This window comes from Dolichospermum sp. UHCC 0259, assembly GCF_009711935.1.
Classification (GTDB): Bacteria; Cyanobacteriota; Cyanobacteriia; order Cyanobacteriales; family Nostocaceae; genus Dolichospermum.
The window spans coordinates 27,740-54,040 of the sequence record NZ_VIKX01000020.1; the positions used below are offsets into that span (position 1 = coordinate 27,740).

Annotated in this window: 23 protein-coding genes; 12 read left to right on the forward strand and 11 right to left on the reverse strand. The window is 35.1% G+C overall.

Annotation, left to right across the window (positions count from 1 at the left end; translation table 11 throughout):
* Positions 1-15 precede the first annotated feature (15 nt).
* Together psb27 and FJR05_RS02325 are read left to right on the forward strand one after the other, a co-directional pair.
* Positions 16-414, forward strand: a complete 399-nt coding sequence (gene psb27, locus FJR05_RS02320; RefSeq protein WP_168642623.1) for a photosystem II protein Psb27 — start codon at positions 16-18, stop codon at positions 412-414.
* Positions 415-481: 67 nt separating this feature from the next.
* Positions 482-1,057, forward strand: a complete 576-nt coding sequence (locus FJR05_RS02325; RefSeq protein WP_168642624.1) for a Uma2 family endonuclease — start codon at positions 482-484, stop codon at positions 1,055-1,057.
* 103 nt (positions 1,058-1,160) lie between these two features.
* On the opposite strand, the gene FJR05_RS02330 is transcribed toward FJR05_RS02325, so the two are convergent.
* The 3 genes from FJR05_RS02330 to trmB all read right to left on the reverse strand — a co-directional run bounded on the left by FJR05_RS02330 (position 1,161) and on the right by trmB (position 2,838).
* Entirely contained in the window at positions 1,161-1,622 is a 462-nt protein-coding gene (locus tag FJR05_RS02330; RefSeq protein ID WP_168642625.1) for a hypothetical protein, read from the reverse strand.
* Positions 1,619-2,011, reverse strand: coding sequence for a hypothetical protein (locus FJR05_RS02335; protein WP_168642626.1), 393 nt, complete (start codon positions 2,009-2,011; stop codon positions 1,619-1,621). The genes FJR05_RS02330 and FJR05_RS02335 overlap by 4 nt, the downstream gene beginning before the upstream one ends.
* A 164-nt stretch (positions 2,012-2,175) precedes the next feature.
* Complete coding sequence (trmB, locus tag FJR05_RS02340; RefSeq protein WP_168642627.1) at positions 2,176-2,838, reverse strand: tRNA (guanosine(46)-N7)-methyltransferase TrmB; 663 nt, start codon at positions 2,836-2,838, stop codon at positions 2,176-2,178.
* Positions 2,839-2,987: 149 nt separating this feature from the next.
* Between trmB and FJR05_RS02345 the strand changes: the two genes are divergently transcribed.
* Positions 2,988-4,091, forward strand: a complete 1,104-nt coding sequence (locus FJR05_RS02345) for a metallophosphoesterase (RefSeq protein WP_168642628.1) — start codon at positions 2,988-2,990, stop codon at positions 4,089-4,091.
* A gap of 80 nt (positions 4,092-4,171) precedes the next feature.
* Here FJR05_RS02345 and FJR05_RS02350 read toward each other — a convergent pair whose 3' ends face one another.
* The 5 genes from FJR05_RS02350 to FJR05_RS02370 form a co-directional block, all read right to left on the reverse strand.
* Positions 4,172-5,386 carry an FIST N-terminal domain-containing protein gene (locus FJR05_RS02350; RefSeq protein ID WP_168642629.1) on the reverse strand — a complete coding sequence of 405 codons (1,215 nt, stop codon included), beginning with the start codon at positions 5,384-5,386 and terminating at the stop codon, positions 4,172-4,174.
* Positions 5,387-5,527: 141 nt separating this feature from the next.
* The gene (locus tag FJR05_RS02355; RefSeq protein ID WP_168642630.1) at positions 5,528-6,082 is read right to left on the reverse strand and encodes a Uma2 family endonuclease; all 555 of its coding nucleotides are present in this window, start codon (positions 6,080-6,082) and stop codon (positions 5,528-5,530) included.
* A gap of 96 nt (positions 6,083-6,178) precedes the next feature.
* The gene (locus FJR05_RS02360) at positions 6,179-9,472 is read right to left on the reverse strand and encodes an Eco57I restriction-modification methylase domain-containing protein (protein ID WP_168642631.1); all 3,294 of its coding nucleotides are present in this window, start codon (positions 9,470-9,472) and stop codon (positions 6,179-6,181) included.
* 14 nt (positions 9,473-9,486) lie between these two features.
* Entirely contained in the window at positions 9,487-12,759 is a 3,273-nt protein-coding gene (locus tag FJR05_RS02365) for a helicase-related protein (protein ID WP_168642632.1), read from the reverse strand.
* 297 nt (positions 12,760-13,056) lie between these two features.
* Entirely contained in the window at positions 13,057-13,404 is a 348-nt protein-coding gene (locus FJR05_RS02370; RefSeq protein ID WP_168642633.1) for a hypothetical protein, read from the reverse strand.
* A 390-nt stretch (positions 13,405-13,794) separates the two neighbouring features.
* Between FJR05_RS02370 and FJR05_RS02375 the strand changes: the two genes are divergently transcribed.
* Positions 13,795-14,697: a cation diffusion facilitator family transporter gene (locus FJR05_RS02375; protein ID WP_168642634.1), complete on the forward strand. Its 903-nt coding sequence runs from the start codon at positions 13,795-13,797 to the stop codon at positions 14,695-14,697.
* A 17-nt stretch (positions 14,698-14,714) separates the two neighbouring features.
* Here FJR05_RS02375 and FJR05_RS02380 read toward each other — a convergent pair whose 3' ends face one another.
* Both FJR05_RS02380 and FJR05_RS02385 read right to left on the reverse strand, forming a co-directional pair.
* The gene (locus tag FJR05_RS02380; RefSeq protein ID WP_168642645.1) at positions 14,715-14,975 is read right to left on the reverse strand and encodes a chlororespiratory reduction protein 7; all 261 of its coding nucleotides are present in this window, start codon (positions 14,973-14,975) and stop codon (positions 14,715-14,717) included.
* 163 nt (positions 14,976-15,138) lie between these two features.
* Entirely contained in the window at positions 15,139-16,344 is a 1,206-nt protein-coding gene (locus FJR05_RS02385; RefSeq protein ID WP_371416772.1) for a histidine kinase, read from the reverse strand.
* 650 nt (positions 16,345-16,994) lie between these two features.
* On the opposite strand from FJR05_RS02385, the gene FJR05_RS02390 reads away from it, so the two are divergent.
* From FJR05_RS02390 to hpnK, 5 genes are all read left to right on the forward strand, one after another.
* Positions 16,995-17,183 carry a 2-oxoisovalerate dehydrogenase E1 subunit beta gene (locus FJR05_RS02390; RefSeq protein WP_168642635.1) on the forward strand — a complete coding sequence of 63 codons (189 nt, stop codon included), beginning with the start codon at positions 16,995-16,997 and terminating at the stop codon, positions 17,181-17,183.
* 5 nt (positions 17,184-17,188) lie between these two features.
* Positions 17,189-17,503: a hypothetical protein gene (locus FJR05_RS02395; RefSeq protein ID WP_168642636.1), complete on the forward strand. Its 315-nt coding sequence runs from the start codon at positions 17,189-17,191 to the stop codon at positions 17,501-17,503.
* 366 nt (positions 17,504-17,869) lie between these two features.
* Positions 17,870-18,700 (forward strand): squalene/phytoene synthase family protein, encoded by an 831-nt coding sequence (locus FJR05_RS02400; RefSeq protein ID WP_168642637.1) that lies wholly within the window; start codon positions 17,870-17,872, stop codon positions 18,698-18,700.
* Between the two features lie 123 nt (positions 18,701-18,823).
* Positions 18,824-20,257, forward strand: coding sequence for a hopanoid biosynthesis associated radical SAM protein HpnJ (gene hpnJ, locus FJR05_RS02405; RefSeq protein WP_168642638.1), 1,434 nt, complete (start codon positions 18,824-18,826; stop codon positions 20,255-20,257).
* A 169-nt stretch (positions 20,258-20,426) separates the two neighbouring features.
* The gene (gene hpnK, locus FJR05_RS02410; protein ID WP_168642639.1) at positions 20,427-21,278 is read left to right on the forward strand and encodes a hopanoid biosynthesis-associated protein HpnK; all 852 of its coding nucleotides are present in this window, start codon (positions 20,427-20,429) and stop codon (positions 21,276-21,278) included.
* 66 nt (positions 21,279-21,344) lie between these two features.
* Here the strand turns inward: hpnK and FJR05_RS02415 are convergent, their stop codons facing one another.
* Positions 21,345-22,130 carry a class I SAM-dependent methyltransferase gene (locus tag FJR05_RS02415; protein ID WP_168642640.1) on the reverse strand — a complete coding sequence of 262 codons (786 nt, stop codon included), beginning with the start codon at positions 22,128-22,130 and terminating at the stop codon, positions 21,345-21,347.
* A gap of 153 nt (positions 22,131-22,283) precedes the next feature.
* On the opposite strand from FJR05_RS02415, the gene FJR05_RS02420 reads away from it, so the two are divergent.
* The 3 genes from FJR05_RS02420 to FJR05_RS02430 all read left to right on the forward strand — a co-directional run bounded on the left by FJR05_RS02420 (position 22,284) and on the right by FJR05_RS02430 (position 26,026).
* Positions 22,284-23,339, forward strand: a complete 1,056-nt coding sequence (locus tag FJR05_RS02420) for a J domain-containing protein (RefSeq protein WP_168642641.1) — start codon at positions 22,284-22,286, stop codon at positions 23,337-23,339.
* Between the two features lie 650 nt (positions 23,340-23,989).
* Positions 23,990-25,393, forward strand: a complete 1,404-nt coding sequence (locus FJR05_RS02425; RefSeq protein WP_168642642.1) for a serine/threonine-protein kinase — start codon at positions 23,990-23,992, stop codon at positions 25,391-25,393.
* Between the two features lie 57 nt (positions 25,394-25,450).
* Positions 25,451-26,026 carry a L,D-transpeptidase gene (locus tag FJR05_RS02430; RefSeq protein ID WP_168642643.1) on the forward strand — a complete coding sequence of 192 codons (576 nt, stop codon included), beginning with the start codon at positions 25,451-25,453 and terminating at the stop codon, positions 26,024-26,026.
* The last annotated feature ends 275 nt before the right edge of the window (positions 26,027-26,301 follow it).

The window sequence follows — 26,301 nt, forward strand, 5'->3', positions numbered from 1 at the left end:
TTTTACTTAATGCTTATGAAAAGCTATTGGTCGCGTCTGCTTTCTCTAGTTTTAGTTTTAGTTATCGGTTTAGTTGGCTGTGGTGGTAGTCCCGATAGTTTAACTGGAGATTATCGTCAAGATACCTTAACTGTAGTCAATACGTTGAGACAAACCTTAGAATTACCTCAAGATTCTCCAAATAAAGCCGCACTTCAAGCAGAAGCCCGTCAAAAAATCAACGATTTTTCGGCTCGCTATCAACGGAATACTTCTGTTTTGGCTCTTAACTCTTTTACCACCATGCGAACAGCCTTAAATTCCCTTGCAGGACACTACAGTTCTTATCCTAATCGTCCCGTTCCTGAAAAGCTGAAACAACGTCTAGATGCTGAATTCAAGAAAGTAGAAGCATCCTTAAGACGTGGTGCTTAATTTATGTCTCAAGAATAGTAGAGGCGGGGTTTCCCCGCCCAGGTTTCCCCGCCCAATTTTCCCCCCTATGACTCAACTAAAAAATCGGCTTACTGTGGAAGAATTTCTCGCACTTCCCGAAAGTGATACTACTTATGAGTTTGTTGACGGTGAAGCTGTACCCAAATATAAAAATGAGCAAATGTCTCCTAAATTCTTTCATGGCTCAACCACAGGAGCATTATTTATACTATTATCTACATGGGCGCAAGATCAAGGTCGTGTTGTTGTGGAATGGGCTATCAAATTAACCAAGAATCAAGAAAGTTGGATACCCGTTCCTGATTTAACTTATGTGTCCTATCACCGTCTTCCTGCTGACTGGCTTGAAGATGAGGCTTGTCCTGTTATCCCAGAATTAGTTATTGAAATTATTTCTCCTGGTCAGACTTTCGGAGACATGATTGATAAAGCCACTTATTATCTAAAAGCGGGGATTTTATTAGTTTGGATAGTAGATACAATCTCTCAAACTATTACTGTCTTTACAGCATCTTCTCTACCTGTGACTTTTCGAGGAAATCAAATTATTAGTCATGAAATATTACCAGATTTAGAAATTACTCCTCATACTATTTTTCAACGGGCTGGTTTAATTCGTTAGTTGAAAAATATAGCAGGAGTTAGGAGTAAAACTGTCTTGCTATCCTTGCTATCTGGCTTTGAATTTACATCCTGTACCGTATGGCTAACGCCAAATAACTAAATTATTTTTTACTGCTTTTACCCGCTTTGTATTTTTTTCGCGCTTGTTCTAATCGTATTTTAATTTGTTCTAATTTATCACGAATTTTTAAAAAATCTTTATCAGTGTATTGGCTATAATACTCTCTAGCACTACATTCTAAAATATCGTTTTTATTTACTAAATATCTAGCTAGTAAACTTTCATTAAAAAGAAAATTATAATTTGCTTGTAAATCCTTACAATTAATATAATCACTAATAGTTTTCACATATTCTCTTCTAAGAGAATGCTGTGATATTTTTGAATCTTCATCTACTTTTAGTATATCTATCTGATTTACTTCAAGAGCATAATCATTTATTAGATGCAAAGCTGCATAAAAATACATAATAATAGCCCATTCTGGAAAATCCTTTTGGGCTATCTTTGCGCTTTCTTCGTTAGCTTGAGCTTGCAGGAGATAAATACTTGGTTCTGTCATTGTTGAAAATAATTATTTGATTTTTTATCCTCCCTAAACTTTCTCACTACTTGAACCTCAAGATGCCAATTTCTACTCTTAGTAAGAGCATCCATTTTCCATTCTGTTTCAACTGCAAAATCAGTAGCTTGTGTTAGAAGGTCTATTCTTTCACTCGGATTCACGGTAGCTAGTATTTCAAATATTATCTTACGTGAATCACCATTTTTGTTGCGTATTCCCCTAGCCGCTTGAACATTGGGTAAAGCTTCTAGTTTTTCAATTAATTTTCTAACTTCTGCTAATTCTGGGCGTATTTTTTCAACAATAAACCCAAAGAAATTTTTCAAAGCATTGGGTACGGTGAAGGGAGTATTGCTTTTTAATTTTTCTAGGTGTAAACGAACCATTTTCGCCTCCTGAGATTTGAGAAGCCATAAAGCTCCATAGATAAGTTAATTTTATCTACTTAGTGGCTTTTGAGTGGGATTAAGTCGGTTTAGTGTTTAACCAGTTAATCAACTATATCACCCATTAAAACAAAAGTTATTAATCTTTTCAACACGGTTTAAGCTCATTTACCCCCAGGATCTAAAATTTCAGTCTTCTTGGTAAATAAAGCCCGATATACTGGTTCACCTTTGTTCTGAGTGGCTATTTCCCTTTCTGTGGGTACAGGGAGAGGATTTTGGGCTAACCATGTCGTTGTTCCTAGCTTTTCAAATGCAGGATGTTCATGAAAGCGATCGCACATTTCTACTGCTACAAATTCTATATCAGATTGCAAAAAAACAACACCACCCACTGCTAAATATTTCGCTAATTCTGTGACTAATTCCGGTTGAACTACCCGACGTTTCGCATGGCGATTTTTAAACCAAGGATCAGGAAATTGAATTGTAACTTTTTGTAAGCTTCCTAACGGTAAAGTTGATAATAACGAAATCAGGGAATTATTCACATTTGCAAATAAATAATGCAAATTGGTTAAACCCATTTCATCGCGGATTCTATTAGCTTCGACTACTAGCGGTTCTCGAATTTCTAAACCTAAAAAATTCCAATTTGGTTCTACTTGTGCCATTTTCAGGACAAATCTACCTCGCGCACAACCAATATCTAAATGTAGAGGTAGGTTTTGTTGGATATAAATCTTTTCCCATTCTGGAGAAGCGGTTGGGGTTTGGAACTTACTTGCAAGGGGGTTTACGTGCTGACGAACTCGAACAGGTGACAAAATTTACGCTCCTTGAAAAACAACAATTCTAAACAAATGTATATAAATATTATTAAGTCTAAATATTCCTACACAGGTGTACACAGTGAGAGTTATACTTTAAGAATAAGAATTTTTGCAGCTTTATTTTTAACATTTTCTTAAAATCAATGAAACTCAATTTTCGTTTTGCTATAGTCAGCGACTTACACATTGCGCTTCCTGAAACAATTTGGGATCATCCCAGTCGCTTTCATTTGGTGGAAGTGAGTATTCCGGCTTTTGATAGTGTATTAGAACATTTAACACAATTAGATTTAGATTTTATCTTGATCCCTGGAGATTTAACCCAACATGGTGAAGCAGCAAATCACAGTTGGTTAGCAAACAGATTATCTCAGTTACCTTTTCCATCTTATGTGATTCCTGGTAATCATGATGTCCCTGTTTTAATGTCCAATGAACAATCAATCGCATTTGCAGATTTTCCCAGCTATTACCAAAAGTTTGGTTATGAAAATCCCGGACAACATTATTACAATCGGCAGATATTCCCAGGGGTGAGGTTAATTGGTCTTAATTCTAACTCATTTGATGATCAAGGTCAGCAAAGAGGACGGTTAGATAGTCAGCAATTCCAATGGTTAGAACAGCAGTTAGCAGCTATTAAGGATGAATTAGTTTTAGTCATGATCCACCACAATGTGGTTGAACATTTACCGAATCAATCACGTCATCCGATGGCAAATCGTTATATGCTGGAAAATGCTTCGGAACTTCGGCAATTATTACAACGCTATGGAGTTAAGTTAGTATTTACAGGACATTTGCACGTTCAAGACGTGGCTTATGCAGAAGGGATATATGATATTACGACTGGTTCTTTAGTTAGCTATCCTCATCCTTATCGGGTATTAGAATTTAACCGCGATGAATTGGGTAATGAATCCTTACAAGTTGTTTCTCATCGTGTGGAATCAGTTCCAGATTTTCCCAACTTACAAACATTATCACGGCAATGGATGGGCGATCGCTCTTATCCCTTTGTTGTCAAGTTATTAACCTTGCCTCCATTGAGTTTACCACTAACACAAGCAGAAACACTAGCTCCCAGTTTACGGGACTTTTGGGCGACTATTGCCGATGGTGATGCCATGTTAGAATATCCCCACTTTCCCATTAATGTTCGTCGTTACATCGAAGAATATAGCGCGGTTAATGATGGAAATACGGCTTTAATTGATAATCACAGTACGTTATTGATTGGGAAGTAGGTAATTGGTAATATTCACTTTTTTCTTCTTCCTGACTCCGAACTCCGAACTCCGAACTCCGAACTCCGAACTCCTGACTCCTATTCCCCAAGAGAACGACAAATAGCAAATACAGAAGTATAACCATGTAGGAAAGTTCTGCCGCTGACGGGACCAATTTCACCACCGCAGAAAAAGCCACCCATTGGGATGTCGTGGACGTAACGGCTAAATAGTTGAGAATCGAAATTAGGTTGGCCATAAAGTCCTGTTCCTCGTCCCAAACAGGTAAACATTAAAGCGCCGACGGGAGAAGGTTGTCCGGCATTTTCACTTTGATATTCTTGGAGTAAAATTTCTAAATCTTGGGCTGATGCTTCTGCATCTCTCAGATGAAATTGTAACCTTTGTCCGGCACGAATGCGATCGCCAATTGCGATCGCCCCACCATTAGGATCTACTCCCAAAATATTACGAATTAAAAAATCCCCCGAATGTAAATTTAGCCGAAATTCATCCATTGCTAAACCCACAAACAAAGAATGTTGTGCTAATGTTCGTTCTTCCTCACTCAAACTACTAATTAAATTTCGCAACACCATCAAAGGAACTTTTTCATCCAACTCTAAAATAATATTCCGTTCCGCTTTTGTCACTTGCAACGGTTCACCAATAGGACGACACCCTTGGGCAACAATAGTATCTAAGACGATATTGCCACTTAAAGCTATACCTACCGTCCCTTCCCGATATAACTTATCATTACAAAACAAGCCCACGCGACCATTCATAAAGCCGCTGCTGGCCTGTCCTCCTACCACCACCGAACCCGGATAAGCAAAATCTAACCCCTGCAACAAATCATTCGTTCCTGAAGCAAAGGGACTAGACAAGAGAATAAATTGGGGAACTACTGAAGGTGATACACCTACTAAATCAATCCAAGCAGTAGGGGAACTATCAGAATCTGGCAATTCTTCCGCCACAACATGAAATGGTCGGATTTCGACACCGGGAAGATGGGCTAAAGTTAGACTCAATGCGGGTTCTGCTTCTATTTCTTCCGTTTCTCCAGTCTCTTTCCTGCCAATGACACCCCCAGCGCTACAACCAATCAACACAGGTACAGAAAGCTTCTCAGCCAACAAAGGCAAAAGTCGGGAATACTCACTCATGAACGCAGAAGAAATGAATACCAGTCCTAAATCCGCTGATGCTGTTAAAGATGTCATTGCTTGTTCTACGACATCGTTAATAGCCGCTTCTAAGGAAGGACGGGTTGATAGGGCATTTGTCCACTGCATTTGATCTGCCATGAGTTTTCGGCTTGTTTCTGTTTTGAGGTTAGTTGATTATTTTAACTAACTTTGTCGCTTGCTGAGTAGATTCAGATCCCCGACTTCTCTAAGAAGTCGGGGATCTCGTTGTTCAATATCAAAAATTGAGGATATAAACACCTATTCAAACACAGGAGGCCATAATTCAGAAATAGCAATTTCCCAACCAGGAAATAATTCATCTACAGTTAATTTATCATCTTCTTTTAATAATGTAATTTTACCATGAGGACGATAAACAGTAACAGTTAATTCATCAGGATTGATTAAAATTCCTACCTTTGCACCTAATTCTAAAAACAATTTTAGTTTATCTTCTAGTTTAGAAACTCTATAAGTTTTTGATTTAATTTCTACTACTAAATCAGGAACTAAATTACCAAAATCTCTCACTGTCCGTTTTAATCTTTGGGCGGACACAAAAGACACATCAGGAGCGCGTAAATCAGTGTTTGGCATAATAAACCCACCACTGGAGTCAAATATTCGCCCTAATTTACGAGGTTTGATCCAATTACCTAATAATCTAATCAATTCAGCGCCAATTTCACTAGATTCTATATCCGATGGACCCATAATTAAAATATTTCCTTCCTGTAGTTCTATTTGATAGTCGTTATCATCATCTTTTAATATTTGTTCTATTTTTTCTAAGTTGTTAATTGTGAGAGTCATATAATTTTCATCTCCAGTGATATTTGTGATGATTTGATATTATAGCATATTTATTCAGATCCCACATTTCTTTAAGAAGTTGGGGATCTAAATACTTTATATTTTTATGTCTGCATATTCTTTTTCTGTTAATGTATTTTCAGGATCTATTATTTTTACTTCTTCATAGGTTAATTCATAAAGTTTATAAACCATGTTGTCTATTTGTTGTTCTAATGCTGTTGTATCTTTACCTTGAGATTTGTAGAATATTAAATTATCTACTACATTAATAATATTATCTTTTATATTATGATTTATTGTTGGTAAAGGTATGTTTCCTATAATTTCTTTATTAATATTCAAATAGCCACCTGACATTTTTAAAGAATGATAATTAAATTTCACATAAAAAGATACTGACTTTGAATTTAAGAACGCACAATAAATTTTTAAATTATCAAGATCATCAATAATAATTGTTGTTGACTTTCCAGCTAAATATTCTCCATTTATATCTAAAAATGCTTCAATTTCACAAGACATTCCCGCTATTATAAGCTTTTGACTTTTCGCTTGCAATAAACGAGTAGTATTTATTTCACTTATTTCTGAATCTAAAATTGTTGGAAATTCATAATTTCCTTTAATATACTGAGTTTTTTTCTTACCCCAAAGTGAAGTCCATTTGTCAATTGTTCCTGTATTAATTAATTTTTTACTACATTTATCTTTCTGTATTATATCTCTTAGTTTTTCTTTAATTAAATACGCTTCATTAACAGTAGCTGCACCTAAAATTTGGAATGATTTTCTTTCATTAATGATGGGATTTTGTGATAATTTCAACAAAATTGATACAACTTCATTTTCAAAAAAATATTTATCCCAAAGCAAATCTCTATAAAATATTTGCTCATTGATTAAGTTTATTGATTTTATCCATTCATTTGTCCCCATTATCGTCATTTTAACATTGGATTTTATTTTTGTTGATTTAATTAACATAGTGACAGGATATACATTTGCATCTTTAAAAATATTTAATCTTGAATAATCTCTTATTTCTAAAATATTTTTTGTTGTTAATAACCTCCTTAATTCTAAAGTATAATTAGCGCTTAATACTTTGTTAGGTATAATAAAAGAAAAAACGCCATTATTAGAATTTAATAATAATCCCAATTCTATAAATACTACAAATAAATCCCAATTACCTTGTGCTGTCTTATACTTATTTTTTATAGAATCGCGCAAATTCGGATTCTGGTTAATCATATTCTCTGAATCAACATAAGGAGGATTACCAATAACAATATCAAAACCCACATTTTCCCCACCTGGCGGATTCATAACTTCAGGAAAATCTAACTTCCAATCAAAAAAATTAAGAGACTTATCAGGATTATTTTTTAACTGTTTAAGTTCCTTAATATTTTGCTTCCAACCAACAGTTTGTAAATAAATTTCCGTGTTCTTGGTTAAAGTTTTACCCGTACCAGTGGGTTTATTTTCCATACCTTTAGTTTTAATCATCAATTGTAATTGACTTATCAGCAAATCAATTTTCAAATCACGGATATCAGCAGCTAATTTTTTCTTATCGCTATCTGGACTAAAAAACTGCATTTGTTTATCACTAATTTTCCTTAAAATTTCTTGAGGTTGGTAAACATCAACCAAAATACTTCCTTGTGTAACATCTTTTATTTCCCAATCAATATTAATAATATCATCACCAAACTTACTCACCAGACTATTACCCACTACAATTTTATAATCAAGATTAGGTAACGCTTGGGGTTCAGGTTCATCTACTATTAAACTCAACCAAAAACGTAATCTAGCAATATCCACCGCACCGCGTTCAATATCCACCCCATAAATACTATTTTGGATAATATTTAACTTGACATCCGAAGCATTAAAATTAGTCGTATTCCCAAATTCAAAAGTATGTAAAGTTTGTTTTGCGGTAAATATTTCGTGTAATAAACCCATAGGAAAAGCACCCGAACCAATAGCAGGATCACAAATCTTGACATTATCCAATGCAATATTCAAATGTCTGAACCATGATTTATAGGATTCCTTTGATTTGCTTGATTTTTCAAGAATATTTATATTGATTTCTTTCTTTTTGATGAATTGTGTAATCAACTCCTTTTGAGTTTCTTCTATCAAGGTAATCCCTAAATCAGAAAAATCATAGTTTAGACAATAGGTATTCAGATATTCAATTAAACTTTCCTGACACATATAATGGACAATTTCTTTCGGGGTGTAATATGCACCCTTATCTTTATTATCTTCTAGTAAATTCTCAAAAATATGACCCAACATTTCCGGGTCAACAGCTATAGTATGATCATTAGGATCATCTTCATAAATAGTAAAATTATACTGATCAAAAAAGTTAAAAAGATTTGCAAATAAATGATCAGGAAAAATTAAATTCCGATGATTTTTATGATCCTCTTCAAATAAACCCCCATTTAAATAGGGTATTCTACAAGGTTGATTTTTAACAAGTTCAATTAAATCATTAGCGCGTTTTGTGTTTAAAGTATCAAAAAACAGCACAGATAAAAATTCTGGATAAAAATTGTCTTTATGGGTAAATTTGTTAAATTGCTCAGTTAAAAACTTATGATTTCCTGTTCCCCAATCTTCATTTTCTGGTACACCCAACCAGCCTTTTTTCTGGATAAAATATAAAAATACAATCCTTCCTAATAACTTTTTATTAAAATCACGAATAGCTTTTTCATCACCATTAAAAATAGTTTGATAAATCCCAGGTTGGGAAACCATATATTTACAGAAAATATCATAATGCTTTTTATATTCCTCAAAAAATGTTTTAGAAAGTTTCTCAACAGAAAACGCTTCTTTGACATCATCTAAACTAACTTTATTACCCTTATTAATAATGCGTTCAAACCGTTCTATAGCAGTTTTAACACTTTCACCCTCACCTAATATATAAGTATAGCGTTTAGGTTCGGTTTTAATTTCTATAAATTCCCCATCTGCATCATAACCTGTTAATTCAGAAACATAAGTAAACCGCCAATTTGTATCTTGAGGATGATGATAAACAATCAAAGCAGCATCAATACTTTTCCAATATTTACGCAATAAATTTCTTAATCCTACGCGATTCCGTTCTAAAATAATCCCCTGTGCAAGTGTAACTTCATAAACGGCAATTTGTCTATCAATACCATTTTCATCAAGTAATATATAGCCTAATTTTTGAGCATTAGTAGCAACATGATCATCAATACCTGTCAAATTTTCAGGAGTTGATAATAACTGAACATTCGCAAATGCTTGTCCTAAAAATTGCTTCCATTTTGCTTGGTTGTAACGTTGAGTAAATAGGTTTTCAATTTGTTGTTTTTTCATAAATTTTCCTAAAATTATTCAAAAGATTCAGAAATAATTAATACTGGCTTTTCAACCTTTCTTTTTTCTCCTTTTTGGACATTGGATGAATCTACACTATATTTTTGAGCAATTTTATCAAGTTCTAAAATAGCAGTATCTAATTTTAACTTTTTCTTTTGCAACTTGTCAACATCAGCAGGTAAATTAGTGTATTTTCCTATATCAATTAACGTGATGATTTTCTGAATATTTTCCCTTTGTCTTTCCGTGATTTTAGGATGATTAATAATTTGAGATAGGAATTTTTTAGCATTTTGGGCTACACTACCTAATGCTTCTGGATCTATTTGTGATTGTACCAACTTATGTTCAAGATTTTCAAAATGTTCAATAGCTTTATTCACATGATCATGATGATTAGCAATCAATTCACAATTTTTTTCATTTTCCTCAGCTTCAAAGATTTTAAATGCTGCTAAAGGTGTAATTTCTTTGGGTTGGTTATTACTATCTATCCAATAAAATTCAAACTTTTTATCCGTCTTTAAAAATGCAACTGTACCATTTTGCAAATCAGGTTTTTTAATTGTGGTGGAACTTCTTCCAACTCTGGATTTTAACGGAATTTTTTTGATTTTATCAAACCAAGTTTTATGTTTTTTTCTAAAGTTGCGTAAAAAGTAGAGAAATTTTAATCTTTCGTCTTGTTCTTCCTGATAATTTCCGCTAAAAAGTTTCACCTCATCTAAAATTTCATCAGTGGAAAATACTTGATTATCTTCCCCAAATGCAGTATGAAAAGCCTGAATTTTCATGAAAGCAGTTTTGTTTAACTGAATTTGTGAATCTCCTTGTGCTGAAGGATAAAAAACATAATTATAAATCGCATTTGCTTTTGTACCAATCCGATTAATCCGTCCAATTCTCTGCATTAATTTAGTTGAGTTCCAAGGTGTATCATAGTGAATAATCACATTAGAACGATGTAAATTTACACCTTCGGCTAAAACTTCTGTGGTAATGATAATACTATAATCATTGACTTGTTTATCTACCGCACAATTAGCATCAAAATTATTAACAATAGTATCATAAAGCTGTTTTCTGTTTTTACTAGAAACTGCTAAAACATCCTTTGTAAATTTATCTTTTAAAGATTGGGCTAAATAATCAACAGTATCTTTAGATTCCGAAAATATAACTAACTTACCTTCTAAATTGGTTTTCTTATCAAAAAATAGGTTATTCAATTTAGCAATAAATACATCTAATTTTGGATCATTTTCGATTGCGTTCCAATCTTTTACCAATTCTTGTAAAATTTGAGAATCTTTCTCTAAACTCTCAATAAAATCAGGTTTAAAATCTGTACTTTTGAAAGTTTGATTTTTAGGATTTTCTTCGCTTAATCTCTCAATTTCTTTCTCAATTTCTTCCTCACTCCAACCTTTGTCTAATAACTTGTTAATATTGGTATCAGGGGCTATAAATATTTTATCATTTGCAAACATAGTAATCATTCTATCTGTGGCTTGTTGAAAATTAGTTAATGATTTTTTAAAAGCATAAAAACTACTTTCTAATCTTTTCACTAATTGGGTTTTCATGATAAATGCTAATGATTTAGAAACTGTTTCCGCATTTTCATAATACTTACTTTGAATTTCTGGATTTAAACCTGCAATAGCTTGATAACGACTATATGTAAGTTGTTCTTTACCAGTTAAACAAATCACAGTTTTATGAAATAACTCATTTAATTTTTCATCCATGAGATATTCCACTTTTTGAGGTGGTTCTACTTGAGGAAATATAATTCCTTGCGCTGCTAAATCTAATTTATATTCAATAATATTTTCTAAGTCTGTTCTAGTTCTTCTAATGGTAATAGGTTCAATTACCTTACTTCTAATTTCTCCATAAATCCTTCTTAGTTTATTAACATCTAATTCTTCAAATCGTTTCAAACTTTTATACTGTTCCATTAAAGGATTAAAAAAAGCAGTTAAATTTGTAATTGGTAAAGTTGACTGTCTCGCATCTTGAAACATTTGGATTTGATAAAAAATATCATCTGGACGATTATTTAAAGGTGTTGCAGATACTAAAATTACCTTTTTTTGATTACCTGCAATTAAACCCTGATTGACTCTAGGACTTTTACAAATTAATTGCAAGTTTTGAAAAGCACCAGTTTTATGATTACGAAATTTATGAGCTTCGTCAACTATGACTAAATCATATTCTTCTTTGTTCCAATAATCTTGATGTTCTGTTAATATTTTATCAAGACTACCATTGGTAATAAATTTGGTGTATTTGTCAAGATTAAAATATTTGAAAGTGTTTTTCCAGTTCTTTTCTACTGCTGGAGGATAAACAACTAAGATTTTAGTATTGTTTCTGCCATTTTCCATTAAAAACCTTTTCGCTACCATTGCTGCAATGACGGTTTTACCTAATCCCACCACATCAGCTAAGATAAAGCCATTGTGTTTTATCAGCATATTAAAACCTTCATTTACAGCATCTACTTGATAAGAAAGTTTTTTAAAGTTTTCGGGTAAATCACCAATAGAATCAGCATCATAATTAATATTATCACTAAAATATTCACTTAGCAATTTTATATATAATTCAAAGGGAGTTGTTTCTGTATTCAAATAAGTGTTTTTAGGAATGTTTTTGATATCAACTGGTAATATATCAACAGATTCAGCCCAAAGTTTCTCAAATTCTGCTGTAGCAAATTGGACATCATCATATTCCGTTAATTGGACATTAAACTCATAATTATAAAAATTGCCCCCACCCAAACCGGGATCTGTTAGATTAGAAGAACCAGTTATTGCTGTAGCTGGTGTATGTTGATTAAATGGTTCAGGACGTAAAATATAAACTTTCGCGTGAATCTTTTTTTCTGGATGTGCTTTGACTTGAATTTTGCCTTGAATTATGTCATCAATAAATTGCAAAATCCCTTTTTCAGTCTCTTGATCATAATTAGCATTTTCAATATCTTTTTGAATTTCCTTGATAAAATCTTCCCTTGTTTTTTCGTCGTGTTTAAAAAATTCCAGTCCAGATTTTTGAGCATCTGCCAGCATTTTATCAACATTGATTCCTACTAATATTCTAATCTGGGGAACTTTGTCTAAAAACGGTCTAATTCTAAAATAACCTGATGCTCTAAAATAGCCTACTAAAGCATCAAAATATTGAATATTAGGATTATATGTAAATACCCCTTCAAACTTCTTAATTAGGGTATTTTCTTCGCTATTTGTGAAAAATTTTGTTGACATATTTATGTGTAAATGTCCAAACTATGATTTTTAGGATTATTTTGATGAAGATGAGAAAAAAGTCCAAACTATGATTTTTAGGATTATTTTGATGAAGATGAGGGATTCATCATAAAAATCATCAAAATCACAGTTTAGACGTTACATAGTATACATAGAATATGAAATAACACAACGTCTGAACTATGATTTATAGGATTCCTTTGATTTGCTTGATTTTTAGAATTATTTTGATGAAGATGAGGGATTCATCATAAAAATCATCAAAATCACAAAAATCATAGTTTAGACGTTAATTTAAAATTGCTCTAAATACTGATTAAGATCCTCGATAACACGGGTAAGTTCCGCTTCTGTAGTTAAACGAATCCCGATATTGCGAATTGTTAACAAAACTTTAGCCGCAAAGGGAGTAGGCCAGATATTAGGATTGCAGAATATTTCTATGAATACATCCCCAGTGTAACGATACTCTAAAGACGGTTGGGGACTGACTTTACCTGTTCCTGGAGTTTTGTTAGCAACAACTTTGAGGCTTTTCATTAATTCATCTATTGCTGCTTTTAATTCTTGCGCTGCTTGGGGTGAAAAACTGACGGAAACAGAACCTTCTACTAGATTCAGTGTGAGAGGTACAGAAGACATAAGCTACTTATTAACAATTATTTGTAATTATCCATATTACCGGAAGATGCTCTCTAGAATATTTCTAACTTTTGCAAAGATTCCTAAATCTGCATTTTTGGATTTTAATTATAATTAATCTCAATAAAATCTCAATTATTTTTCGTAGGTTGGGTTAAGGAACGCAACCCAACAAATTTGCGGAAATGTTGGGTTTCACTTCGTTCTACCCAACCTACAATTTTCTTCATACCAAGCGGATTCAGTCATAAAGAGATAAATTCTTAATTAGCAAGTTTTGACTTATTTCCTATATAGTTCTTCCTAGAAATAAATACTTATTGGTGTACAGTAGGAGTTAAAGAAAATAAATTCTCTATTCGTTTTTTCACAAATCACAATTATAAATATATGACTTACGATAACCGCACTGAAGTAAGAAAAGTTTTAATTATCACTTTACTGCTGAATGTATTTGTGATGGGGTTAAAAGCCCTTGTGGGTCATTGGACAGGTTCTTTAAGCTTACTGGCTGATGCCTTACATAGTGTGACGGATAGTGCCAATAATGTTTTAGGATTAGTGGCGATTAAGTTTTCTTCACCGTTACCAGATCGAGAGCATCCCTACGGACATAATAAGTTTGAAGCTGTGGGGGCTTTGGGGATAGCTGCGTTTTTAGGAATAGCCTGTTTTGAAATTGTCCAGGGCGCAGTAGAAAGGATTCTTAAAGGTGGTGAACCTGTGAGAGTATCACCTCCAGAGTTGTGGTTATTACTGATTGTGTTGGGAGTAAATATTTTTGTCGCCTTTTATGAACGAAATGTGGGAAAAAGGGTAGGTAGTTCGATTTTAATTGCTGATGCTACCCATACGATGAGTGATATCTGGGTGACGATTTCGGTTATTGGTGGTTTGATTGGTGTGTGGCTGGGTTATCAATGGTTAGATGTATTACTAGCTTTCCCGGTGGCTTTACTGGTATTTTGGAGTGGTTGGTCAGTTTTAAAAGAAAATTTACCTTGGTTGGTGGACCAAATGGCGATCGCCCCCGAAACAATTCATGCGATCGCAGTTTCCGTTCCCGGTGTCCTCAACTGTCATGATATCGCTTCTCGTGGTGTCATTGGTCGTCAAGTGTTTATAGAAATGCACCTCATTGTAGATGCACCCGATGTAGAAACCGCCCACAACATCACGGAAGAAGTTGAAAGACAACTAGAACAACGTTTTCATCCTGTGAGGATTTTAATTCATGTTGAGCCACCTGCATATCAGTCTCAGAGCATAACTTTTGAATCAGAACACAGATGATTTCGTAGCCAATAATTTTATTTTTCCAACCGCACCGCGTACCACTGCAAATATTCTCCAGGCCCCACATCTAAATCGCAACTTGTATCCAGCAAATATTGTGCTTGTTCGGTAACAGACTCAAATTTTTGCACATCCAGGGGTAAATCCGCGAATGGAATTTGTGATAAAGTTTTTTCCAACTTGACTAATAATTCCGCTACTGTCAGAAATTGTTCTGGTTGATTTGTCTCTAAAACAACAAAATCATCCTGTTGATACATTAATTGATTTGGCATTTTTGATAATTGTTGGTCATTGGTCATTGGTCATTGGTCATTGGTCATAAACTATTCTTCTTTCTTCTTCTTCTTCTTCCTCCTTCTTCTTCCTCCTGAACTCCTGATAGCGAAGCGTGGCGTTAGCCATACTCCTGAACTCCTGACTCCTGACTCCTTCTTCCTACGATGGATATACTGGCATTGTAAAATGAAACCATGCACCACCGTGAGGGGATGAATCTACCCAAATTTGACCGTAATGGGCGCGGATAATGCGTTGACATAAACAAAGACCAATTCCATATCCATCCGTGCCTCGATCGCGCTGGAGACGGAAAAGATTCTCAAAAATGCGATCGCGGTTTTCTTCAGGAATCCCTAGACCTGAGTCACCGACACTAAATTGGACTTTTTGGGTAGTTCGATGTAGTCCGGCTACAGTGATAATACCACCAACAGGTGTATATTTGATGGCGTTATCTAAAAGATTAACTAGGACTTGGCGAATGCGTTCCGGATCAGCATATACATTGGGTAAATCTTGGGGAATATCTGTTTCCACCGTTTGGGATTTGGCTGTGTAGCGATCGCTCAATTCCTCTAATACTTGTAAACACAATTCCCCCAATTGTAACTTTTGTGGTATGATCGGCAATTCTATATCCTCACCTCGCCCAACCTGTAACAAATCAGCAATCATCCGATCAATGATCCGTGTTTGTGTCCGGGCTTGTTTTAATAAATGTATGGCCAGTCCTGGTTTTAGGCGTGGAAATTCCCCTGTATCTGGATTGTAATTAGATTGAAGAGTTTCAATAGCGATCGCCGCAGCCGTCAGAGGATTGCGAAGATCATGGGCTAAAATGGCAATCACTCGGTCTTTAAACAGTAACTGTTCTTGCAGTCTCTCCTTTTCCTGCTTCAGACGGAAAATTTCATCCCCTAGTTGAATTGCCGCCGCCGAGTTAGCAACAGAATGAATAGTAGACTTAGGCGCAATCACCTGACTCTTTTCATCCAAAAATTCCGGCGAATCTTCCTGCAACTTCAAAAAAGTGGTAACAGCGTTTTGCCAACGTGGCCACCAAATTTTTAATTGCGGAATAATATTAGTACCAGCAATAGTTTGTTGGGGTTCAGGATGAATTTTAACTAAAGCAGGAGTTGCTACTAACTTAAAGTGTTCGGCTAAATAGGGTTGTTCGCCAACATCAATAATTTGTAGTTCAAAACTATACCCAGCCTCTAATTCTTTTAAATACACCCGAATTTGCTGCACTTGTTGACGGGACTGAGGTCGCCCATCAATAAACAGCAGCAGTTGGAGTGGAGCCTCAGAAGAAATAGGCTGATCCTGGGAAACTTGCATGACATCTTGTTTCAGCACTGGTAACAACCTGGGGACGCTTTACAGACGGTGAAATGAACTGACGTTGCTTAATGGCCGTTTTTTTCTAATTTAATATCTATTTTAGATTCTTCCTACTGCAATCCGATCTAGATTTTTGGGTAGAAACGGATTTTTTCGGAATTTTGTTGCCATTTGCTCTTACTTTTACAGCTAATAGGCTTCTAGTCAGGAATTGTTGAAGCTATCGTCACCTCCTTTAGCAATTATTTACATAACGCAAAAAATAGCCCTAGCAGGAGTTAAGAATCCCTTAAGGTAGGCTTTTGCCATATATTCTGTAACTCATTCAAGTGCATACCAACCTATAGCTCATTATCTAACACCAATGCAACTAGCGATCGCTTCCCCAATAGAAGCATTAAATCATCTCTGAGCCGTCCATCAATTCTTGCAAACAGCCAAAGAGTTGCTTTACTCCCAGCTTACCACTTCAAACCCTTAGCGAAAACTTTCTATCAGTTCCTCAAAACCTATAACCGCCACTATTGGCGTTACCAAGCAATATTCCATTCACCAAGGAATGTATAAATTTAGACTATAGACATTCTTGAAAATAAAGTAAATTAGGCGATCGCCATTCCTGCTATACAATAATTTCAACTTCAAGAACATATCCCCATAATGGAATGGAAATTGTATTTCTCGTTGAAGATAATCCAGATGGTGGTTATACAGCCACAGCATTAGGTCAATCAATTTTTACTCAAGCTGATGACATAGAAACACTGCGAGTAATGATTCGTGACGCTGTTCACTGTCATTTTCCTGATAAAGAAAAACGTCCTAAAATTATTCAGTTACAAAACATTCTCTAAACAACATGAACTTAAAAGATATCAAAGAAAAATTATTCCCCATCTTCAAAATTATATCCATCGCACTCATCACCAGTGCAATAGGCTTAGAATTATGGAATATCCAAACATCAATCACTAACAGTCAACTACCAAGTATCTTAACTCCACCTTTAATCATTGCTCATATTGCGCTCTCGGCTCATTTTCTCGAAGCCTTAATTGCTGCTTATTATGCACCTGAACGCAATCAGATATCAATCAAATATGCAGCTTATACATTTTTTGTAGGTATATTTGGTTTATTAGAATTATTTAACAATGATCAAGAACAAGGATGAAAGGACTAGCACTGATTTAATCTTGTTACTAAACTTTGTTTGTGTTCGACAACCGTCTATTATACAATATACACAGAATATCAGTGCAAAATACATCCTGGCTTTAGGCTGCGCCCCTTATTTAATGGCTTGCATGGCGTAGAAGTAGCACAGGTGTGTCCTCTTGATTTGGGCGCACCCCAGGGGGCTTTGAGCATTTTTCTGATAAGCTTGAAAATTGTGTTAAATATAACACGATTAACTATGTATTTCTAGATTAAATACTAGGGTGTTTATGGTTTTTAAGATTTAATAAAGACTAAATCTAGTATTATCGAAAAGTCCGAAATTAGGTGTGGTGTGAAAATCAAGACAGGAGTGAACACAATGGATTTACGTGGAGATGCGTTGCAAATCCTTAAAGACACTAGTAGAACTTTTTATATCCCAATTAGTATTTTACCATCAGGATTACAAGAAGCAGTAGCATCAGCATACCTGTGTATGCGTGCCATTGACCAAATAGAAGACGATCCAAACTTGGATAATCAGACTAAAAAACGCCTGTTACAGAATATTAGTCTCACATTGCAAGCTGGAGTAGATGGTTTTCCGCTGGATGCTTTCTCTGTCGGGTTTAAAGGTTACGAAAATTCTTTACAAGAAGTTAGTTTACGGATTAGAGAATGGTCAATATTAGCACCTGAAAGCATTGCTCCGCGAATTTGGGATGCAACAGCGGCAATGGCTGATAGAATGGCTTATTGGGCAGATAAAAATTGGAAAATAGAAACAGAAGCGGATCTAGACCGTTATACCTTTGGGGTAGCTGGTGCTGTGGGCTTGTTGCTCTCAGATTTATGGAACTGGTATGATGGAACTCAAAGTAACCGCACTCAAGCCATAGGATTTGGTAGGGGTTTGCAAGCGGTAAATATTCTGCGTAACAATGGTGAGGATCTAACTCGTGGGGTCAATTTTTACCCAGCAGGTTGGGATAATGACAATCTCCAAGAATATGCCCGTCGCAATCTCATCTTAGCAGATGCCTATACGAACTCTCTGCCCAATGGACCGGCTTTGCAATTTTGCCAAATTCCTTTGGCTTTAGCTCATGGTACTTTAGATGCTTTGGCTAGTGGCAAGGAAAAACTCAGTCGCAGTGATGTTGTTTCCCTGATTGAAAACTTGATGGGTGTAAACGCTAAGGCTAGTTAGGGGGCAGAGGTGCAGAGGTGCAGAGGTGCAGAGGGAGAAAGAATTTCCCAACTGACAACTGACCAATGACCACTGACAACTGACAACTAACCAAAATAAAAAATTTGTGTGTGAGAAATATTCATGAAAACTACTTTATTTCTGAGTCCACCTTCTTTTGATGGTTTTGATGGTGGTGCGGGGGCGCGATACCAAGCAAAACGAGAAATTACTTCCTTTTGGTATCCCACTTGGTTAGCACAACCAGCAGCTTTAGTTCCTGGCAGTAGGTTAGTTGATGCACCTCCTCATGGGCAAACGGTAGATGATGTATTGAAAATTGCCAAGGATTATGAATTGGTAATTATGCACACCAGTACACCATCTTTGGCTAATGATGTGAAGTGTGCTGAAGCTATCAAACAACAAAACCCCAATGTACAGGTTGGCTTTGTGGGGGCGCACGTTGCGGTTTTACCAGAGGCAACTTTGCAAGAAAATCCGGTAATTGATTTTGTTTGCCGCAATGAGTTTGATTATACCTGCAAGGAATTAGCAGAAGGAAAACCTTGGGATGAAATCAAGGGTTTGAGTTACCGGGATAAGTTGGGGAATATCCACCAGACCGAGGAACGTCCTTTGATTCATGATTGGGATGCTATGCCCAGTGTGTTGCCAGTTTATGCTCGTGATTTGGATATTAGCAAATATTTTATTGGCTATTTGCAACATCCTTACATTTCTTTTTATACTGGGCGGGGTTGTCCAGCCAAATGTACTTTTTGTTTATGGCCACAAACTATTGGTGGACATTTATACCGTCATAAAAGCCCCGATGCTGTAGGCAGAGAAATGGAAGAGGCTAAAGTTCTCTTTGGGGACAAGGTGCGGGAGTATATGTTTGATGATGATACTTTTACCATTGACAAGCATCGAGCGATCGCCATTAGTAAACACATGAAGCGACTCAATTTAACTTGGAGTTGCAATGCCCGTGCAAACTTGGATTATGATACTCTCAAAACTTTACGAGATAACGGTTTAAGATTGTTATTAGTAGGTTTTGAATCTGGCAATCAAGAAGTTCTCAATAATATCAAAAAAGGTATTAAGCTAGAAGTGGCGCGAGAATTTATGAAGAATTGCCACAAACTTGGTATTACTGTACATGGAACTTTTATTATCGGATTGCCAATAGAAACTCCAGAAACTGTAGAAGAAACAATTCGCTTTGCTTGTGAATTGAGTCCCCATACAATTCAAGTTTCTATTGCTGCACCTTATCCTGGTACAGAATTATATGACCAAGCCAGAGAAAAGGGTTGGTTTGCGAATGAGTCTTTAGTCGCAACTTCCGGTATTCAAACTTCAACTTTGCAATATCCAACTCTTTCAAGTGCGGAAATTGAAGATGCTGTAGAAAAAATGTATCGCAAATTTTACTTCCGTCCAAAAGCGATTATTCCCATTGTGCGGGAAATGTTGGCTGATAGACAAATGTTAGTTCGTCGCTTGCGAGAAGGTAAGGAGTTCTTTGGTTATTTGAATGAACGTCGCACTCAAGCTTTAGCTAGGTAAGTTGTCTGAATCAGGATTTACGGTTACTGAGCGCAGTCGAAGTACAAGATTTAAGGATGTTCAGGATTTAATTTAATTACCTTCGGAGGATTTTTAAATTAATCCTGTTAATCCTTTAATCCTGGTTATCCTGATTCTGAAATTTTTAATCCTAATTATCTATATACCAATGTCTTATTTAATTATTAATGCTGACGATTTCGGGTTTTCCCAGGGTGTGAATGCAGCGATTATTCAAGCCCATGAGGAGGGGATTTTAACTAGCACTAGTTTAATGGTAAGTGGTGATGCGGCACAAGAGGCGATCGCTCTCGCAAAAAATCACCCTCAGTTAGCAGTTGGTTTACACCTGGTTTTAGTTTGTGGTAAATCAGTTTTACCACCTTCGCACATTCCCCATTTAGTAGACTCTCAGGGTAACTTTTCTCATAACCCCACCCAAGCTGGATTAAGTTATCAATTTAATCAAGCTACTCGTGCAGAATTGCGGTTAGAAATCCGCGCTCAATTAGAAAAATTCCGTGATTCTGGTTTAAATTTGGCTCATGTTGATGGACATTTACACCTTCATGTACATCCTGTAGTTTTGAATATTTTAACAGAATTAGCCCCAGAATTTAAGATCAAATTTATTCGTCTACCCTCAGAAGAATTAAGCAAAAACCTCAAAATTGATCAACGTAACTTATTCACTAAAATCATTTGGTCTATTGTTTTTGGACAATTACGCCGTTATGGAGAAGGTTTATTAAAAGCGCATCATATTAAATTTGCCGACAGAGTTTATGGATTGTTACAAACTGGTGACATGAGCGAAAAATATTTACTAGATTTAATACCACAAATAGAAGCGGAATTGGTAGAAATTTATTCTCATCCAGCTTTAGTAAATACTGAGATAAATAGCGGTGGTGAAGTAGAATTAGCGGCTTTGTTAAGTCAGCGAGTGCGGGAATTATTGACTATGAGGGGGTTTAAGTTGGGTAATTATAACCAGTTACAGCAATTTTCGGTGTTATGAGGTATATGTGTAGCAGGCTATTTTCCTTATTGATAAGATGTGTTTCCACTACTCGTTGACGTAGACTTATAGCTTGAGCGCGTCAACTTCTAGCCTAACCATGCGAACGTGCGCTAAACCCATTTTATCTAGTGGGATTTGTTCTAGATATGTCTCTACAAAATCAGCAATGAAACTATCGCGTTTAGACTCAGATACGCACTGCGTAAACGGCATCCAGGTTGTGCGTATCCAACCTGCTAACCCATCCTTGCCTAAATGCGTCATATCTTTTGGAACTAACTCAAGACGCTTAACACGGAAGCCAGCCTTCTCTAACCACAGCGCATAATTTTGATCTCCGTAGAAAAAGTAGGGATTACGAAAATCATCAAAGTAACCCCTCCAGGGTTCACTAACAACAATCTCAGAGAAAACTTGCAAAATATCCGCAGCATTTCCCTGTCCACCGCAAGAAATAATCAACCGTCCACCACTCCGTAAAGCTCGACTAACACCGTTGAGAAAGGCTTGGTGATTATCCACCCAGTGAAGCGTCGCGTTTGAAAAAACGAGATCAAATTCATGGTCAAAATCGAGGGAACGTGCATCAACACAGGCAAAAGAAAGATTAGAATACTGCGTTGCTGAATAGGTGTGCTGGGCATAAGCAATCATCTCAGGAGAACTATCTACTCCCATAACCTTGCCATTGGGTAAAGCCTTTGCAAAATCAGCCGTGATTTTCCCATCTCCACAACCAACATCTAAGACAGATTCATAGTCTTGCAACTCCAAGTTGGCTCGTAATTCTTTTGCCCATCTCAATTGAGCATCTGAGTTCTTGGCATATTCTTCTGGATTCCATATCATACAGTTCTGCTGAATCTCAAATTTTGATATTAGTATTTTTAAAATATAATATTAATTACTCCCGTCTGTTAGAACTAAACGCTATCTACGGTTATACCTAAAAGATTTAGTATTAGTGTCCTTTTATCAACCCTGAGCTTAATTGCATCTGCTATGGCACGCAAAACAAAAACAGCATCCTCAGCTACAGTAACTCCTCTCGCGCTTTCTGACTTACATCTCCAGTTACAGGGTTTAGAGAAGGAACATGAATCTTTATTGAAACAAATTAAGAGAAAGCGGACAGAATTAAATAACTTTGTGGAAAAAATGCGTTCTTTAGCGACAGAAGTATTTCATCGAGTTAGTCCAAATATGCAAACAATGGCAGAATTAGATGCAGAAATTCATGCTTTGTTTGCCGAAATTTTAACTACGAGAAAAATGGGAAAACAAACCCAGAGAAATATCCAATCACTATACAGAAGTTTGCAAATGGGAGGAATTATTAGCTATAAAGCTATTGATGAAGAAGAAGAGGATGATGATAATGAATTAGATGAACTATTTGAAAATGATGATTCTGAAGAAAATCATCAACGTCGTCGTCAATTTTGGGAAGCAGAAGGAGATTCTGAATCTGCCACAGTCCCTAGAACAGATGAATCTAGAAAAGTCCGACAGACATTTTTGCGGTTAGCGGAAATCTTTCACCCTGATAAGGTTAAAGACAACGAAACCCAAATGACTCACACAGAAATCATGAAAGAAATTAATAAAGCTTATCAAGAAGGAGATTTAGCGCGACTCTTAGAAATTGAAAGGAAATATGAAGTTGGAGAAACTATTGATAATAACAGCGAAGATGATTTAAGTCGCAAATGCAAAAATATAGAACAACAAAATCAAATTCTCAAAAATCAATATGAGAAATTGAAACAAGAACTCCGGTTAGCAAAAAATACTCCCGAAGGGTCAATGGTTGCTGATTATAAAAAAGCAGCTAAACAAGGGGTTGATTGTATTGAATTGATGGTGGAAACTATGAAATCTCAAACCAAGATAGTTGCAGAGATTCGTGATTTTGTTAAAGATTTTAAAGATAAGAAAATAACCATTAAAGAATTTCTCGCAGGACCAGAAAGCCTCCGTTCTATGCAGGAGGATATGATGGAAGAATTAATGGAAAAAATCATGGGAGAATTTGGAGATATTATGGACTTTAATTAATTAATTAATTAAGTATGCTAATAATTACTTGGTAGCAATTGAGATAAATAGGGATGTAATGGTAGTATCCACAGTCACGCGTAAATCTAGCAGCAATTCTCATTTTGAAAAAAAAATCAGAGAAAACTCTGTTATTTTCCACATTCCGCAGGTATTTTGGGAATCATCCATAACCCAATAATACCAAAACTTTCAGACAATGACACGCAATTCTATATTAGGGCGATAGCGAAGCGCTGCTGCAAGCAGATCACAGATCCACCTAAAGCTCGAATCAAGCTTACTGAGAATGATGTCAATAAATTAGTTGGTTTGAGATTAAATTCATTGAATACTCCCATAGATGATAAAAACATGAAGTGGTTATTATGATTGGATTTTAGCTGTTTTATGAAATTATTTTTTTGACAAAATAACCTGCTGGGAAAAATATTTTAAGTATATTTACTCATGCCGAATGTGGTTTATTACTATATGTTTGCAAATATCAAAGTAGTTACTGACGCACATAAATATTAATCGTAGTTCAACAGGTCATCTTTCAAAATCAATAAAAATTTATATAAATTCAAGAAATATACCGCTTCTCATTTGAATACAAGTAGGTTAATATCTAGAGAATATACTTATAAATAAAAAAATAATCGGCGATGATAACACAAGAGCTATCCTCTGGAACTTTAGTCAATAATCGCTACCGGGTTCAGTGTCAACTTGGGGAAGGAGGTTTTGGCCGTACCTATCTAGCCAAGGATACCCAGCGATATAATGAACTCTGTACAATCAAAGAATTTGCACCTAGTATCCAAAATATTGCCCAGTTCCAAAAATGCTGGGAACTTTTTCAAAGAGAAGCGGAAACATTATATAAATTAGATCACCCACAAATTCCTAAATTTTTAACAAAATTTGCCGAAAACGGACGGCATTTTGTTATTCAGGAATATATAGAAGGTCATACTTATGAAAGTTTATTACAACAAAAACGGCAAGAACAGCAACAATTTTCAGAACAAGAAGTAATTAAGTTACTAAAAGAATTACTACCAGTTTTGCAATATATTCATAATCAGAATTTATTTCACCGCGATATTTCACCTGATAATATAATTCAACCAAAAGATCCAATAAAACCAGCAGTATTGATTGATTTTGGTGTCGTTGGATATTTAGAAGGTGGTACATCCGTTGGCAAAATGGGCTATGCACCACCAGAACAAATGGGAGGTGGTCAATGTTTACCTAGTAGTGATATTTATTCATTAGCCGTGACAGTTATTGAATTATTAACAGGAAAAACCCCTGATTTATTATTTGATAGTAATTATCTGAGATGGAAATGGCAGAAATATACAACTGTAAGCAATACATTAGCTAATATTTTGAATAAAATGCTGGAAACTAGACCAGGAAACCGCTATAGTTCTGCGATGGAAGTTGTAAACGCTATAAACTCATTAAATAATGATTCAGGATTTATGAATAAGTTCTTAACAGGTATCGGTACAGGTGTATTTTTAGTTGCTGCTACTATGATTTCCGGTTATATTCCTGTCATTTGTAATGGGTTAAATAATTGTCATTCTGATAAAAAGAAGAATGATATAGAAATAATAACTGATCAAAAACCAGCACCAAGTCCTCAATCTCCAGAAAAACCATTTGCAAGTCCAAATTCAACAACTTTATCGTCTTGTGAAGAAGATCCCAGTCAATGTGAAAAACCTAATCCTAAAACATTAGATACACCAATACCAGAAGAAAGTATTGATAATAAACAAAAACCCATTAAAAGAAACGTTAAAAAAATGCCAGAGATAAAAATAAATACAACAAAAAAAATACCATCTTGCGATGATGTTTATTTTGGAAATTGCTCAGAAGACGATAAACCAAGAAATAAAAAAAATACAAAAACAGATAAACAAGTAGTTAATACTAATTCCAACTCAAAGTCTAATAATAAATCACCGATAAATGACACCAAAGATAAAACTAAGTCTAAGAAACTACCATCATGCAAAGATGTATTTTTTGGTGAATGTTCAGAATAATCTTGAGTAATAAACAGGGTAAACTAAGTTAATTGAATATAGACTAAATAATAGTGTATGAAGAATAAAAACAGTTACTTGCAAATATTCTGTTTAGTCATTTTAGGCTTATCATTATCTCTTCCCAAAAAAGCCATTGGTTCTTTCCTGATTACCCAAAAAAATACACAAGAGGAAGAAATAAAAGATATTCCTAAAACAGAAGAATTAACAAATAATTTAGAAAATGAATCTAATATTATTAATCAAGCATACCTTTTAATAAAGTTAAGTGACCGTCGTGTTTACGTTTATCAAAACAAAGAAATAAAAAGTAGTTATCCTGTAGCTATTGGTAAGAAAGGATGGGAAACGCCTACAGGCGAATTTGAAATTATTAATATACAATATAAACCTATTTGGATAAATCCATTCACAAGAAAGCTAACTCCCCCAGGTCCTAAAAATCCAATGGGTTTGGCATGGATAGGTTTTTGGAATGATGGAAAAGGACAAATAGGTTTTCATGGTACACCTGATGAAAAATTAATTGGTAAAGCAGTTTCTCATGGTTGTGTACGCATGAAAAATCAAGATGTTATGAAACTATATTATCTAGTTTTCATAGGTATGAAAGTAAAAGTAGTTCCCTAGATTTCTAAAGTTAGTAAAATGTGCCAGAAGTTAATAAATTTGTAATTATAAATTTATGACAGTTGGCACACTATTTAAGTAGCTTCAATTCAAAATAAATTTAAAGAACCTCAAGATTTTTCATCAATTTCTAAACATCTACCCCAAAAAACATCCTCACAATTAGGTAAATCATAATCCATAGGTTTTTTTGATGTTGGAGGATTTATAAGACGAGTAACGTAACTGTTCACACTCCCCCACTAAAAAGGAATTAGGAAGTAACAGGGATAGGA